General features: G+C 70.2%; 14 protein-coding genes. 6 read left to right on the top strand and 8 right to left on the bottom strand.

The window, feature by feature from the left end; genetic code table 11:
• Positions 1–141: 141 nt before the first annotated feature.
• Positions 142–2,451 carry an endopeptidase La gene (gene lon / locus F0U44_RS05570; protein WP_149727201.1) on the top strand — a complete coding sequence of 770 codons (2,310 nt, stop codon included), beginning with the start codon at positions 142–144 and terminating at the stop codon, positions 2,449–2,451.
• Here the strand turns inward: lon and F0U44_RS05565 are convergent, their stop codons facing one another.
• Positions 2,452–2,775 (bottom strand): putative quinol monooxygenase, encoded by a 324-nt coding sequence (locus F0U44_RS05565; RefSeq protein WP_149727200.1) that lies wholly within the window; start codon positions 2,773–2,775, stop codon positions 2,452–2,454. It lies immediately after the preceding gene.
• A gap of 54 nt (positions 2,776–2,829) precedes the next feature.
• Complete coding sequence (locus tag F0U44_RS05560) at positions 2,830–4,155, bottom strand: hypothetical protein (RefSeq protein WP_149727199.1); 1,326 nt, start codon at positions 4,153–4,155, stop codon at positions 2,830–2,832.
• A 110-nt stretch (positions 4,156–4,265) separates the two neighbouring features.
• On the opposite strand from F0U44_RS05560, the gene F0U44_RS05555 reads away from it, so the two are divergent.
• Genes F0U44_RS05555 through F0U44_RS05545 form a run of 3 tightly spaced genes read left to right on the top strand, consistent with a single transcriptional unit; the run spans position 4,266 to position 6,171 of the window.
• Positions 4,266–4,982: a VIT1/CCC1 transporter family protein gene (locus F0U44_RS05555; protein WP_149727198.1), complete on the top strand. Its 717-nt coding sequence runs from the start codon at positions 4,266–4,268 to the stop codon at positions 4,980–4,982.
• A complete protein-coding gene (gene thpR / locus F0U44_RS05550; protein WP_149727197.1) occupies positions 4,983–5,561 on the top strand; it encodes an RNA 2',3'-cyclic phosphodiesterase in 579 nt (192 codons plus the stop codon). It begins immediately after the preceding gene.
• A 4-nt stretch (positions 5,562–5,565) separates the two neighbouring features.
• Entirely contained in the window at positions 5,566–6,171 is a 606-nt protein-coding gene (locus F0U44_RS05545; protein ID WP_149727196.1) for a trimeric intracellular cation channel family protein, read from the top strand.
• 97 nt (positions 6,172–6,268) lie between these two features.
• Here F0U44_RS05545 and pntB read toward each other — a convergent pair whose 3' ends face one another.
• The 3 genes from pntB to upp form a co-directional block, all read right to left on the bottom strand.
• Positions 6,269–7,696 carry a Re/Si-specific NAD(P)(+) transhydrogenase subunit beta gene (gene pntB / locus F0U44_RS05540; RefSeq protein ID WP_149727195.1) on the bottom strand — a complete coding sequence of 476 codons (1,428 nt, stop codon included), beginning with the start codon at positions 7,694–7,696 and terminating at the stop codon, positions 6,269–6,271.
• A gap of 5 nt (positions 7,697–7,701) precedes the next feature.
• Positions 7,702–9,234 (bottom strand): Re/Si-specific NAD(P)(+) transhydrogenase subunit alpha, encoded by a 1,533-nt coding sequence (locus tag F0U44_RS05535; protein WP_149727194.1) that lies wholly within the window; start codon positions 9,232–9,234, stop codon positions 7,702–7,704.
• 180 nt (positions 9,235–9,414) lie between these two features.
• Positions 9,415–10,056: a uracil phosphoribosyltransferase gene (gene upp / locus F0U44_RS05530; RefSeq protein WP_149727193.1), complete on the bottom strand. Its 642-nt coding sequence runs from the start codon at positions 10,054–10,056 to the stop codon at positions 9,415–9,417.
• 66 nt (positions 10,057–10,122) lie between these two features.
• On the opposite strand from upp, the gene F0U44_RS05525 reads away from it, so the two are divergent.
• Together F0U44_RS05525 and F0U44_RS05520 are read left to right on the top strand one after the other, a co-directional pair.
• Positions 10,123–10,605, top strand: a complete 483-nt coding sequence (locus tag F0U44_RS05525) for a tRNA adenosine deaminase-associated protein (protein ID WP_149727192.1) — start codon at positions 10,123–10,125, stop codon at positions 10,603–10,605.
• Positions 10,606–10,631: 26 nt separating this feature from the next.
• A complete protein-coding gene (locus tag F0U44_RS05520; RefSeq protein WP_149727566.1) occupies positions 10,632–11,063 on the top strand; it encodes a nucleoside deaminase in 432 nt (143 codons plus the stop codon).
• Here F0U44_RS05520 and F0U44_RS05515 read toward each other — a convergent pair.
• The 3 genes from F0U44_RS05515 to F0U44_RS05505 form a co-directional block, all read right to left on the bottom strand.
• Positions 11,022–11,423 carry a DUF779 domain-containing protein gene (locus tag F0U44_RS05515; RefSeq protein WP_149727191.1) on the bottom strand — a complete coding sequence of 134 codons (402 nt, stop codon included), beginning with the start codon at positions 11,421–11,423 and terminating at the stop codon, positions 11,022–11,024. The two genes, F0U44_RS05520 and F0U44_RS05515, sit on opposite strands and share 42 nt — an antisense overlap.
• A gap of 4 nt (positions 11,424–11,427) precedes the next feature.
• Positions 11,428–12,951, bottom strand: coding sequence for an acetaldehyde dehydrogenase ExaC (exaC, locus tag F0U44_RS05510; protein WP_149727190.1), 1,524 nt, complete (start codon positions 12,949–12,951; stop codon positions 11,428–11,430).
• 73 nt (positions 12,952–13,024) lie between these two features.
• Entirely contained in the window at positions 13,025–14,266 is a 1,242-nt protein-coding gene (locus F0U44_RS05505; RefSeq protein ID WP_497707136.1) for a GAF domain-containing protein, read from the bottom strand.
• Between the last annotated feature and the right edge of the window lie 86 nt (positions 14,267–14,352).

Raw genomic sequence — 14,352 nt, 5'->3', positions numbered from 1 at the left:
TTGGGGAGCCGCCCGACGAACAGAGAGGCAATGCCACTGTAGGAAGCGCTGGCGTCGTCTGTGAGGCGTTCGTCAGGGTTGCGTTCGCCAGGAGCGAACGACGACCGGGAACGGAGAGGCCCTCCGCGGAGTTGAGCCGACATGACTCAAGTTCGAAAGCAGCTCCCGGTTCTGTTTCTCGACGACGTCGTCCTGCTCCCGGGCATGGTCGTCCCCATCGAGCTGGACGAGCCGGCCCAGGCGGCCGTCGACGCCGCCCGCGCGGCGGACCTGGAGGAGATCCTGGTCGCGCCCCGCCTCGACGACCGCTACGCGTCGTACGGCGTCGTGGCCGCCCTCGAGAAGGTCGGCAAGTTCCGCGGGGGAGCCCCGGCAGCGCTGCTGCGGACCGGCGAGCGCGCTCGCATCGGCAGCGGCGTCACCGGCCCCGGCGCGGCCCTGTGGGTCGAGGTCGAGCCCGTCGAGCCGGTCGAGCTGACCGCGCGCGTCCGTGAGCTTGCCGCCGACTACAAGAAGCTCGTCATCGCCGTGCTCCAGAAGCGCGAGGCATGGCAGATCATCGACACCGTCAACGCCATCGACGACCCGTCGACGCTGGCCGACACGGCGGGGTGGGCGCCGTACCTCTCCACGGATCGCAAGCGCGAGCTGCTCGAGACGCCCGACGTCGAGCGCCGGCTGGAGCTGTTGGTCGAGTGGACCGGCGACTACCTGGCCGAGGCCGAGGTCAGCGACAAGATCGACGAGGACGTGCGGGAGTCGGTCGAGAAGCGCAACCGCGAGTACCTCCTCCGCGAGCAGCTCCGCGCCATCCGCAAGGAGCTCGGCGAGACCGACGGCGAAAACTCCGACGACTACCGCGCCCGCGTGGAGGCGGCCGACCTGCCCGAGGCCGTGCGCGAGGCCGCGCTGCGCGAGGTCGACAAGCTAGAGCGCTCGAGCGACCAGAGCCCCGAAGGTGGCTGGATCCGCACCTGGCTCGACACGGTGCTCGAGCTGCCGTGGTCGGAGCGGACCGCCGACAACACCTCGCTGACCGATGCCCGCGAGGTCCTCGACGCCGACCACCACGGGCTCGACGAGGTGAAGGAGCGGATCGTCGAGTACCTCGGCGTCCGGTCCCGGCGCGAGGAGCGCGGACTGTCCGTCGTCGGTGGCCGGGGCTCCGGCGCGGTCATCCTGCTGGCGGGCCCTCCGGGTGTCGGCAAGACCTCGCTCGGCGAGTCCGTCGCTCGTGCGCTCGGCCGGAAGTTCGTGCGGGTGGCTCTCGGCGGCGTGCGTGACGAGGCCGAGATCCGCGGCCACCGGCGCACCTACGTCGGCGCGCTCCCCGGCCGCATCGTCCGCGCGATCAAGGAGGCCGGCACGATGAACCCGGTCGTGCTGCTCGACGAGATCGACAAGGTCGGCAGCGACTTCCGCGGTGATCCCGCGGCCGCGCTGCTCGAGGTGCTCGACCCCGCGCAGAACCACACCTTCCGCGACCACTACCTCGAGCTCGACCTCGACCTGTCCGACGTGCTCTTCATCGCGACGGCCAACGTCCTGGAGACCATCCCGCCCGCCCTGCTGGACCGGATGGAGCTCGTGACGATCGACGGGTACACCGAGGAGGAGAAGGTCGCCATCGCGCGCGACTTCCTGGTGCCGCGTCAGCTCGACCGCGCCGCCGTGACCGCCGACGAGGTCACCGTGACCGACGACGCGCTGCGGGAGCTCGCGGCCAACTACACCCGCGAGGCCGGCGTACGCGTGCTCGAGCGGCTGCTCGCCAAGGCCTTCCGCAAAGTGGCACTCGGCGAACTGCCCGCCGTCGTCGACGAGGCGTCCTTGAAGGACCTGGTCGGGCGGCCGCGCTTCACGCCGGAGTCGCGTGAGCGTACGGCGGTCCCCGGGGTGGCCTCGGGCCTCGCCGTCACCGGCATGGGTGGCGACGTGCTCTACATCGAGGCGTCGTCACTGCCCGGCGAGGGCGGGCTCACGATCACCGGTCAGCTCGGTGACGTGATGAAGGAGTCGGCGCAGATCGCGCTGTCCTACGTGCGCGCGCACGCGGCCGAGCTCGGCATCGACACCGCTCTGCTCGACAAGCCGATCCACCTGCACGTGCCTGCCGGCGCGGTGCCGAAGGACGGCCCGTCGGCGGGCGTCACGATGACCACCGCGCTGGTGTCGCTGCTCACCGGCCGCAACGTGCGGGCCGAGGTCGGCATGACCGGAGAGGTCTCCCTGACCGGGCGCGTCCTCCCGATCGGCGGCGTGAAGCAGAAGCTGCTCGCCGCGCAGCGGGCCGGGCTGACCGAGGTCTACCTGCCCCAGCGCAACGAGCCCGACCTCGACGACGTGCCTGCCGAGGTGCTCGACGCCGTGACCGTGCACATCGTCAGTGACGTCCGCGAGATCCTCGCGACCGCGCTGGAGGGTGCGGAGGCGGGAGCCCACGCGGCCTGATCAGTCGACGGCCATCTCGCCGAGCGCGGACCACTCGGTGCCGGGCACGTCGAAGTTGACGATGCGTGGCGTCTCGGCGAGGTACGGCGGCAGCACCCCCTGCGCGGCCTTGAAGTGGTCGCTGTTGACGTGCCTGCCGCCGGCCTCGCCGTCGACGAACGCCTCGACGAGGACGTACTCGTCGAGGTCGTCGACGCTGCGCGACCAGTCGAACCAGAGGCAGCCGTCCTCGGCGCGGGTGGCCTCGGTGAAGGAGCGCGAGATCTCCGGCCAGGCGTCGGCATGCTCGGGCTTGATGCGGAACTTGGCGGTGATGAAGATCAAGAGAGCCTCCTGGTCCGGGATGGGTGTCCCCAGGCTAGGCGGCTCCTGGCGGCGTCAACGCTCGCAGCCAACCTCGGTCTCGGCCACGCAGCGATCGTTGCCGCGATCTCCGCGAGCCACATCAGTGCCTGGCCCGCCGAGGAGGATGTCGGGCATGTAGTTGCCGAGCAGTCGGTCGTCACCGGGACCGCCTCGGGTCACGAGGTCGGCATCCTCGCCATAGGTCCCGCAATCGGCGTCGGGAACGCTGATCAGCTCAAGCACGTCATCACCACCCCGCCCTGCCACGAAGCCGTGGCATCCGGACCACTCGAAGTGCTCCGGGCTCGCGGTTCCATAGACCTCGAGCCTGCGGGCCGACCAGCGGAACCGCTCGAAACCGTCGACCTGCATGTCGCTGAACTGCTGGCCACGTTCGAAGAGCATCGACCCGTTCCTGCGGTCGTAGACGACGCGCCGAGCCTGGTCGCCCGCGCCAGCCATGAGGATGAACGTGTCGTGGCCGTGGCCACCCTCGAAGAACGCATCGGCCAGGAGTCGGCCCTCGTAGATGTCCTGGTTGAGCCGGTCGTCGCCGCCGTTGAGGCGGGCCTCCCCGAGTGGCACCGACGTCCAGATGTGCTCGGCGCCGTTGTTGCCCGTGAAGGACGGCGCTTCCCACGGGGCGGAGGGTGCGAGGCGGAAGTCCTCCATGCCTGACCACGTCATCGCGACCACGTCGTCGTCCGTCGCCCGTCCCAGGACGTTGTCGATCCGCAGGAAGTGGCGCAGGGTGCTGCCTTCGAGCGCGAGCCGATCGCGACCCTCGCCGCCGATCAGAGGGAGGCCGGGATCCACCGGCCCTTCGACCGTCACATCGTCGCGGCCCGGGCCGAGGTCGATGGCGTCGTGGTCAGGAGCCGACGCGGTCCCGCCGGTCACCACGTAGTCGTACCCGGCGCCGGTGGCGACGGTGTCGGCACCCTCGCCCGCACGGCCTTCGCCCGGGTCGCCGGCGACGACCTGGTCCGGCCCCGGCCCGCCGGTGTAGGTGTCGTCGCCGTCGCCGAGGTAGACGCGCCTCGTGCCGCTCGTGCTCGTGGACGCGTCGATGACGTCGTCACCGTCGTCGGTCTGCACGTCGGCGTCGTCCTTGCCCGAGCCGCCGGTGACGCACACGAGGTCGTCCCCGTCGCCGGTCTGGATCTCGGTCGCTCCGTTGGTGACGACGATGTCGGGCCCGTCGGTCCCGTCGATGCTGCCGCCGGGTGTCCCGACGATCGTCGCCGTCTGGTCGTGGCACGTCGGTACGCCGGCCGAAGCGGTGTCGCCCGTGGCAGCGACGCCGAGCGTCGAGATCGCGAGGACGGCCGCACCGAGAAGAGACGAAGACCGAGACATGCGTTCCAACCTCTCACCGGCGCCCGACCGGCGCGGCGGTTTGGGCGAAGTCGCTGAGCCGAGGCTCACCTTCGTTGCGGGGCCCGGGTTCGGAATGGACGATGGGCCGCATGACCTCTGCCGCCGAAGTAGTGCACGAGCACGGCGACACCGAGGGCCTCGGGAACAGGCTCAACTGGCTGCGTGCCGGTGTGCTCGGTGCCAACGACGGGATCGTCTCCACGGCCGGCATCGTGATGGGTGTGGCCGGTGCCGTTGATGACCGCTCCGCAATCCTCATCGCCGGCGTCGCCGCCCTGGTCGCCGGTGCGTTGTCGATGGCCGCCGGCGAATACGTCTCGGTCTCGACCCAGCGTGACGCCGAGCTCGCTCTGATCGAGGCCGAGCGCCACGACCTAGAGCGGATGCCCGAGGAGGAGCTCGACCACCTCACCGAGATGCTCGAGGAGAAGGGGCTCTCCCCGGAGGTGGCACGACAGGCCGCGATCCAGATGACCGCGAAGGACGACCTCCGCACCCATGCCGAGTTCGAGTTCGGCATCGACATCGACGACGTGACGCGCCCGTGGAACGCGGCGCTCGCATCGATGGTGTCGTTCTCGCTCGGCGCGCTGCTCCCCTTGCTGACGATCCTGCTGCCAGCACCCGAGCGGTTCTTCGTTACGGCGATCGCGGTCGCGGCGGCGCTCGCGCTGACCGGCTGGGCCTCGGCCAAGCTCGGCTACGCCAGTCCCTGGCCGGCGGTGGTGCGCAACGTGCTCGGCGGCGTGTTCGCCATGGGGGTCACCCTCCTCGTTGGATCCCTCCTCGGGACGCGGATCGGCTGAGTGGGCACCCGTCTCTTCGCGGCGATCGTCCCGCCTGACGACGTCATCGAGCACCTCGACGAGTTCCTCGAGCCGCGCCGGGCATCGGCCGCTGACTTCCGGTGGACCCGCGCCGACCAGTTCCACATCACCCTCGCCTTCATGGCCGACGTGGCCGACCACCTCGTCGACGACTATGCGGACCGGCTGGCCGACGGCCTCGCCCGCACCCCGATCCCCGTGGTCCGGCTCGGTGGCGCGGTGGCCTTCCCCGACGCGGCCCACACCCGCGCCTTGGCGGTCGGTGTCCTCCCGGAGACCGAGGGGGCTGACGTCGTACTCGAGCGGATGGCGGGGCGGGCGCGCAACGCTGCCGTGTCCGTCGGCACCGAGGTGGACGGTCAGCGCTTCCGGCCGCACCTGACGATCGCGCGGTTGCGTCGTCCTGACGACACATCCAGCTGGGTGCGGCTCCTGGAGACCTACACCGGTCCCGACTGGCCGGTGCTCGAGGCGGCGGTTATCGCCTCGCACCTCGGGGAAGGTCCGGGCAACCGGCCCCGCTACGAGACGATCGCCGAGGTCCCCCTGGGACAATGACGCCGTGCTGCTCCTGATCCTCGACCTGCTCGGCATCGGCGTCTTCGCGGTGTCGGGTGCGCTCGTCGCGGTCCGGCAGCGGCTCGACATCATCGGGGTGCTCGTCCTGGCGACCGTCACCGGCCTGGGCGGCGGCTGGATCCGGGACGTGCTCATCGACGAGACACCGCCCGCCTCCCTGGAGGACTGGCGCTACCTGCTGGTGCCGGTGGTGGGAGGCCTGCTGACCTTCTGGTTCCACCCCGCGCTCTACCGGATGGACCGGCTGATCAACATCTTCGACGCGTTCGGGCTCGGCCTGTTCGCGGTCGCGGGCGCTCTCAAGGCCGCCGAGCACGGGCTCGGACCGGTGCCGGCCGCCCTGCTCGGCATGGTCACCTGCATCGGCGGTGGCCTCATCCGCGACGTACTCGCTGGTCGGGTGCCGGTCGTCTTGGTGAGCGGTGAGCTCTATGCGATCCCCGCGGTCGTCGGCTCGGCCGTCGCCGCGATCGGCTTCGAGCTCGATGCCCCGACGGCGTTCGTCGCGATCCCTGCCGCTGCCCTCACCACGGGCTGGCGCCTCCTCGCGATTCGCCACGGCTGGACTGCGCCGACCCCCAAAACCTAGGTTTCGAGGCTCGCTTCGCTCGCACCTCAACCAGCGGAGGCCGGTGGTTGAGGTGCGAGGAGCGCTAGCGACGAGCCTCGAAACCCGCGAGCTCAGCTCACGCAGGCAGGTGGTGGATGATCTCGTCCACCTTGTCCTTGGCGTCCCCGAAGAGCATCTGCGAGTTCTCGCGGAAGAACAGCGGGTTCTGGACGCCGGCGTAGCCGGTGGCCATCGACCGCTTGAAGACGATCACGTCGCGGGCGTTCCACACCTCGATGACCGGCATGCCGGCGATCGGGCTGGTCGGGTCCTCGGCCGCGGCCGGGTTGACCGTGTCGTTGGCGCCGATGACGAGGACGACGTCGACGTCGGGGAGGTCGTCGTTGATCTCGTCCATCTCGAGCACGATGTCGTAGGGCACCTTGGCCTCGGCCAGCAGCACGTTCATGTGACCGGGCAGGCGACCCGCGACCGGGTGGATCGCGAAACGTACGTCGATGCCCTTGGCGCGCAGCTTGGAGGTGAGCTCGGCGACGGGGTACTGCGCCTGCGCGACCGCCATGCCGTAGCCGGGCGTGATGACCACCGACGAGGCGTTGATGAGCAGGTCGGCAGCGGCCTCGGCCTGGATCTCGCGGTGCTCGCCGTAGTCCTTGTCGTCACCGGCCGGAGCCTCGATGCCGAAACCGCCGGCGATGACGGAGATGAAGGACCGGTTCATGGCCTGGCACATGATGTAGCTCAGGTAGGCACCGGAGGAGCCGACGAGCGCACCGGTGACGATGAGCAGGTCGTTGCCGAGCAGGAAGCCCGACGCGGCCGCGGCCCAGCCGGAGTAGCTGTTGAGCATCGACACGACGACGGGCATGTCGCCGCCACCGATCGAGGCGACCAGGTGCCAGCCGAGCGCCAGCGCCAGCACGGTGAGCGCGACGAGGAGGATGTCGGCGGTGCTGCTGTCGGCGGAGTCGGTGCCGACGTAGAGCGCGGTCAGGATCGCGAAGACCACGAGCGAGCCGACGTTGATGAAGTTCTTGCCGGGCAGCATGAGCGGCGCCGAGCTGATCTTCGCCGACAGCTTCAGGTTGGCGACGATCGAGCCGGTGAAGGTGACCGCACCGATGAAGATGCCGATGGAGACCTCGGCCTCGTGGATGTTCCGGAGGCTGGCGAGCGTGTCGTGCGGCCCCTCGACGTGGCCGTTGATGCCGATCAGCACCGCGGCCAGACCGACGAACGAGTGCAGGGCCGCGATGAGCTCGGGCATGCCGGTCATCTCGACGATGCGCGCGCGCCACAGGCCGATCGCCGCGCCGATCGCGATGGCGGCGAGGGTCAGGGCGATGACCAGGCCCTGGTTGTCGAGGGCGTCACTGCCGTCGATGACGGCTGCGACCGTGGCGACGAGGGCCACGCCCATGCCGACCATGCCGTAGGTCAGGCCGCTCCGCGACGACTCGTGCCGCGAGAGCCCGGCCAGGGACAGGATGAAGAGCAGGGCAGCGACGATGTAGGCCGCGCCGGTGATCGAGACGATGTCCATTGCGGTCAGGCTCCCTTGCTGAACATCGCGAGCATGCGACGGGTGACGGCGAAGCCACCGAAGATGTTGATGGATGCGAGCAGGATCGCGGCCGCGGCGAGTCCGACGACCAGTCCGTCGTCGGTGGGCACCTGCACGAGGGCTCCGACGACGACGACACCGGAGATCGCGTTGGTGACCGACATCAGCGGCGTGTGCAGCGCGTGGGCGACCTTCCCGATCACGTAGTAGCCGATCACGATCGAGAGCATCAGCACCGTGAAGTGGCGGCGGAGGTCGTCGGTCGGGGCGAGGGCGTTGACCAGCCAGAAGGCGCCGATGGCCGCGAGTACGACGAACATCTTGCCGCGCGCGGTGAGCTGCGGCTTCTCCTCCTTCACGACCGGTGCAGCCTCGACGGTCTTCGGCGTGGCCGAGACGGTCACGGCCGGCGGCGGCCACATGACCGAGCCGTCCTGAACGACCGTGACGCCCCGCTGGACGACGTCGTCCATGTCGAGGGTGAGCTGGCCGTCCTTCTCGGGGGTGACCAGCTTGAAGAGGTTGACGATGTTGGTGCCGTAGAGCTGCGACGTCTGCGCGGCCAGGCGGCCGGCGAGGTCGGTGTAGCCCAAGATGGTCACGCCGTTGTCGGTGACGACCCGCTGGTCGGCCTGGGTGCCCGCGACGTTGCCGCCGTTGGCGGCGGCCATGTCGACCACGACGCTGCCGGGCTTCATCTGCGCGACGGTGTCCTCGTGGACCAGGCGCGGCGCGGGGCGTCCGGGGATCAGCGCGGTCGTGATGACGATGTCGGCGTTGCGCGCCTCCTCGTCGTACATCGCTGCGGTCGCCTGCTCCTGCTCGGCCGTCATCTCCTTGGCGTAGCCGTCGGTGGAGACCTCGGACTCGAAGTCGACCTCGACGAACGTGCCACCGAGCGACTCGACCTGCTCGGCCACCTCGGGCCGCACGTCGAAGGCACGGACGACCGCGCCCATCGCCGCCGCGGCACCGATCGCGGCCAGGCCGGCCACACCGCCACCGATGACGAAGACCCGGGCCGGCGGCATCTTGCCGGCGGCGGTCACCTGGCCGGTGAACATCCGGCCGAACTCGTGGGCGGCCTCGACGACGGCGCGGTAGCCGGCGACGTTGGCCATCGAGGACAGCACGTCCATCGACTGGGCGCGGGAGATCCGCGGCACGGCGTCCATCGCCAGCGCGGTCACCCCCTGCGCGGAGAGCTGCTCGACGAGCTCGGGGCTCCGAGCGGGGGCCATCATCGAGATGATCGTGGCGCCCTGGTTGAGGCGAGCGATCTCGTCGGCGGTCGGTGCGTTGACCTTGACGACGACGTCAGCACCCCACACCTCGCCCGTGGTGCCGACGCGGACGCCGGCCTCGGCGAACGCCTCGTCGGCCTGGTCGGCAAGAGCGCCCGCGCCCGACTCGACCACGACGTCGTAGCCGAGGGCCTGGAGCTGCCCTGCTGTCTTCGCGGTCGCGGCGACGAGCGTCTCGCCTGCCTTCGACTCGCGGGGGATTCCGATGAGCATCACTATCTCGTTTCCGACTGGGGTCCGGGGATCCAGCGCACGTCAACCTACACACGCCGTTACGGCGGAATGCACAATGTCCGCTCACTGTGCGTCGGTGAGAAGTGTGACGGAGAGACAACCCGCTTGGGCTGTGATGAAGGCCTCAGGCCGGAGGGCCTTTTCGGGCCCTGGGACGGGTCAGCCGACGACCCCGTAGAGGCGGTCGCCCGCGTCGCCGAGGCCCGGGACGATGTAGCCCTTGTCGTTGAGCTTCTCGTCCATCGCGGCGACGACGACGGTGACCGGCACTTCGAGACCCGCCAGGCCTGCCTCCAGGTTGGCGCAGCCTTCGGGGGCCGCGAGCAGGCAGACGGCCGTGATGTCGTCGGCGCCCCGCGCGGTGAGGAACCGGATCGCCGCCGCGAGGGTGCCGCCGGTCGCGAGCATCGGGTCGAGCACGTAGCACTGGCGTCCGCTGAGGTCCTCGGGCAGCCGCTCGGCGTAGGTCGCGGCCTCGAGGGTCTCCTCGTTGCGCACCATGCCGAGGAAGCCGACCTCGGCGGTCGGCAGCAGCCGCATCATCCCGTCGAGCATGCCGAGCCCGGCGCGCAGGATCGGTACGACGAGCGGTCGCGGCGTCGCGAGCTTCACGCCGGTCGTGGGCGCCACCGGGGTAACGATGTCGGAGGGCTCGACGCGGACGTCGCGCGTGGCCTCGTAGGCCAGCAGCGTGACCAGCTCGTCGGTGAGGTTGCGGAACGTCGGGGAGTCCGTGGTCTCGTCGCGGAGCACGGTCAGCTTGTGGGCCACCAGCGGGTGGTCGACGACGAGAGTTCGCATGAGTCGCACTCTAAGGCCGGTCCCTCACCCCTGGCCTGTTTCGGGTCTTGGTGTCACTCTGGTGCGGTGACCGCAGCCGACGCCGTCGACTTCGCCCTGGCCGCCTACCGAGAGGAAGGCGTCTGGCAGGTCGCCGAGCTGACCCACGACCACGTCGACGACGTGGAGACGCTCGCGTCCGCCCTTCGCCGGTTCCCCGGGGACCACGGTGCTGTCGGGCTGGTCGCGATCGACGAGGATTTCTTCGTGGTGGTGCGCGTCGCCGGCCAGCACACGCGGGTCCTGCTGTCCGACGTCACGGCGGCTGCCGAGTGGGAGCTCGCTGCATCGGCGGTCGAGTTCCTCCAGCTGCCGATGCCCGAGGACGAGGACGACCCGGAGGCCGCTGGCGACCTCGACCTGCTCGGCGACCTCGGCCTGCACGCCATGGACCTCGCCGCGCTCCTCGACGACGACGACCTCTATCCCGACGAGATGCTGTCCGACGTGGCGCGTCGTCTCGGGTTCGGCGAGCTCTTCGACGACGCCGTGGGATTCACCTCGGCGTGAGCGCTTCGGTGACCTGGCGCGAGCCGATGCTCGCGGCCCTCGCTGCTGCACGCGGTGCGTTGGCGACGGGCGACGTACCGATCGGCGCTGTTGTCGTCGACGCGTCCGGCCGGGTGCTGAGCACGGGGCGCAACGTCCGCGAGGCCGACGCCGACCCGACCGGCCATGCCGAGGTCGTGGCCGTGCGAGCAGCCGCTCGTGATCGCGGCGAGTGGCGACTCGACGGCTGCACCCTCGTCGTCACCCTCGAACCCTGCACGATGTGCGCGGGCGCTGCCGTGCTCGCGCGCGTCGACCGGATCGTCTTCGGTGCCTGGGATCCCAAGGCGGGTGCGGTCGGGTCGCTCTGGGACGTCGTCCGCGACCGCCGCCTCAACCACCGCCCCGAGGTGGTGGCCGGGGTCCTCGAGGACGAGTCAGCCGAGCTGCTCGAGAGCTTCTTCGCCCAGCGCCGCTGACTCCTCGTCCGTGAAGAGGCGAGAGCGGATCAGGAACCGGACGCCGTACGGCGCCTCGAGGCTGAAGCCCGCCCCGCGACCCTCGACGACGTCGATCGTCAGGTGCGTGTGGGACCAGTACGCGAACTGCGCGTGTGACATCCACACCGCGACCGGCCGGTCGAGCCCGACCTCGAGGTCACCCAGGTGGACGTCCGCCTCCCCCAGCAGGAAGTCGCCGTCGGGGTAACACATCGGGGCCGAGCCGTCGCAGCAGCCGCCGGACTGGTGGAACATCACGGGGCCGTTGGCCTCGACGAGGCGGCGGATCAGCTCCGCCGCCTCGTCGGTGACCGCGACCCGAGCAGGGGTGTCGGACATCGGCTCAGAAAAATCCGAGTGCGTTGTCGTCGTAGGAGACGAGGAGGTTCTTCGTCTGCTGGTAGTGGTCGAGCATCATCTTGTGGGTCTCGCGGCCGATGCCGGACTGCTTGTAGCCGCCGAAGGCCGCGTGCGCGGGGTAGGCGTGGTAGCAGTTGGTCCACACCCGACCGGCCTGGATCTCCTTGCCGGCCCGGAAGGCCTGCGAGCCGTCGCGCGACCAGACGCCGGCGCCGAGGCCGTAGAGGGTGTCGTTGGCGATCTTGAGCGCGTCGGCCTCGTCGTCGAAGCCGGTCAGCGACACCACGGGACCGAAGATCTCCTCCTGGAAGATCCGCATCGAGTTGTCGCCCTCGAAGACGGTCGGGGCGACGTAGTAGCCCTCGGCAAGGTCACCCTCGAGGACGGTGCGCTCGCCGCCGATGAGGACCTTCGCGCCCTCCTCCTTGCCGATCTCGATGTAACTGAGGATCTTCTGCAGCTGGTCGTTGGACGCCTGCGCGCCGATCATCGTGGTGTCGTCGAGCGGGTTGCCCTGCTTGATCTTCTCGACGCGCAGGACCGCGTCGTGGACGAAGTCGGAGTAGATCGACCGCTGCACGAGGGCGCGCGAGGGGCAGGTGCAGACCTCGCCCTGGTTGAGGGCGAACATCGCGAAGCCCTCGAGTGCCTTGTCGTAGAAGGCGTCGCGCTGGTTGGCGACCGACTCGAAGAAGATGTTGGGGCTCTTGCCGCCGAGCTCGAGGGTGACCGGGATGATGTTCTGGCTGGCGTACTGCATGATCAGCCGGCCCGTCGTGGTCTCGCCGGTGAAGGCGACCTTGGCGACGCGGCTGCTCGAGGCCAGCGGCTTGCCGGCCTCGACACCGAAGCCGTTGACGATGTTGAGCACGCCGGCCGGCAGCAGGTCGCCGACCAGCTCCATCAGCTTGAGGATCGACCACGGCGTCTGCTCCGCAGGCTTCAGTACGACGGCGTTGCCCGCCGCGAGTGCGGGCGCGAGCTTCCACACGGCCATGAGGATGGGGAAGTTCCAGGGGATGATCTGGCCGACGACGCCCAGCGGCTCGTGGAAGTGGTAGGCCATCGTCTTCTCGTCGATCTCGCCGATCGAGCCCTCCTGCGCCCGGAGCGCACCCGCGAAGTAGCGGAAATGGTCGACGGCGAGCGGCAGGTCGGCGGCGAGCGTCTCGCGCACCGGCTTGCCGTTCTCCCACGTCTCGGCGACGGCGAGCGCCGTGAGGTTCTGCTCCATCCGGTCGGCGATCTGGAGCAGGATGTTGGACCGCTCGGTGGTCGACGTGCGGGCCCAGCCGGGGGCGGCGGCGTGGGCGGCGTCGAGCGCGGCCTCGATGTCCTCGGCGGTGCCGCGGGCGATCTCGGTGAAGGGCTTGCCGTTGACGGGCGAGATGTTCTCGAACCACTGACCCTTGATCGGGTCGACCCACTGGCCGCCGATGAAGTGGCCGTAGCGGGCCTCGACGGAGACGAGCGAGTCCGGCTGTCCGGGTGCTGCATAGATGGTCATGAGGTGCTCCCTGAGGTGGCGGGTGTGACGGTGGTCACGACGCTAAGGAGCACCACGTTGCGTCGAGGTTGCGTCAGCCGAGCTCTTTGTCGAGACGGGCGATCTGGCCATCGACCAGCGCCCGGATGGGCGAGGCGACCGCGACGATCTGCTGCTGGGCGACCCACATCTCGTAGTCGTCGCGTCCCCAGCTCGACCGGGTCCACGCCGACATCAGGTCGGGCGCGCCGGAGCGGAGGAGGGCGTGGCGCAGCGACGACTCGAGCTCGTCGCGCAGTCGCACGATGCCGGGTGCCGTCGAACGCGGCAGCACCGGGCCGTCGTACCCGCGCATCGCGGAGCGGAGGTCGCCCGCCGCCAGCTGCGCGCCGACGGCCAGCCAGTCGCCGGTGATGGGCGCGGTGAGGCGGTAGGGGCGCGACGCGAGGAGGTCGTCGCCGAGCAGGCCACGCAACCGGTTGAGCTCGGCGCGCAGGGTGGAGGACCCGCCGTCCTCCTCGTAGAGCAGGACGGCGAGCTCGTCGCCGCTGAGGCCGGTCGGTGAGGCCGCGAGCAGCGCGACGATCTCGCTGTGCCGGCGCGACAGTCGGAACTGTCCCAGCCGGTCGCGTCCATCGGCCACCGTGGCGAGTGCCTCGTTGCGGCCGAGCAGCTCCAGCACGACCTGCAGGCCGGACGTCTGCGGTGCCGCGGGCGGTCGCGGCAGGTGCCGCGCGAGCTCCGCCTCGGCCAGCCGAGCCGCCGCGCGGACCATCGCCATCGTCTGCGGTACGACGACCTCGTCGCCGCCGGTCACGTCGAGGACGCCGAGGAGCTGGCTGGTGCCGGGGTCGTGGATCGGCGTCGCCGCACAACTCCACGGACGTACGACGGACCGGAAGTGCTCCTCCCGGGTGATCGTCGCCTCGCGGCCGGTCGCGAGCACGATGCCCGGCGCGTTGGTCCCGGCCAGGCGCTCGTCCCAATTGCTGCCCTCGACGAACCCGATGCGCTCGGCCTGGCGCAGCGTCTCGGAGGAGCCGCAGACCCAAAGCAGGTTGCCCTCGGCGTCGGCGAGCGCCATGACCGCGCCGCACGCCTTGACCTCGCGCCCGAGCACGTCGTCGAGGAGGGGGAAGACCCGCGCCAGCGGGTGCGCCTCCCGCTGGCCACGCAGCTCTGCGGTGTCGAGCGCGATCGGCGCGTCCGGCTGCCCGACGTCGACGCCCGCGGCGGCCGAACGCTCCCAGGAGGCGACGACGTCAGCCCGCATCGGGGCCAGCGCCGGGTCGTCGGTCATGGTTCCAGTAGACATCGGCGTCCCACCTGCTCGCACTACTTCGTGTGACGACGGTCGCTCCTGCAACGTTGCATCCACGTTGCATCGCTCGATTTCAACCGCGCGGATGCCCTCTAGTAATC

Source organism: Nocardioides humilatus (genome assembly GCF_008373755.1).
Taxonomy (GTDB): Bacteria; Actinomycetota; Actinomycetes; order Propionibacteriales; family Nocardioidaceae; genus Nocardioides; species Nocardioides humilatus.
The sequence above is the reverse complement of the archived record's forward strand: the minus strand, read 5'-3'. Positions and strand labels throughout refer to the sequence as shown.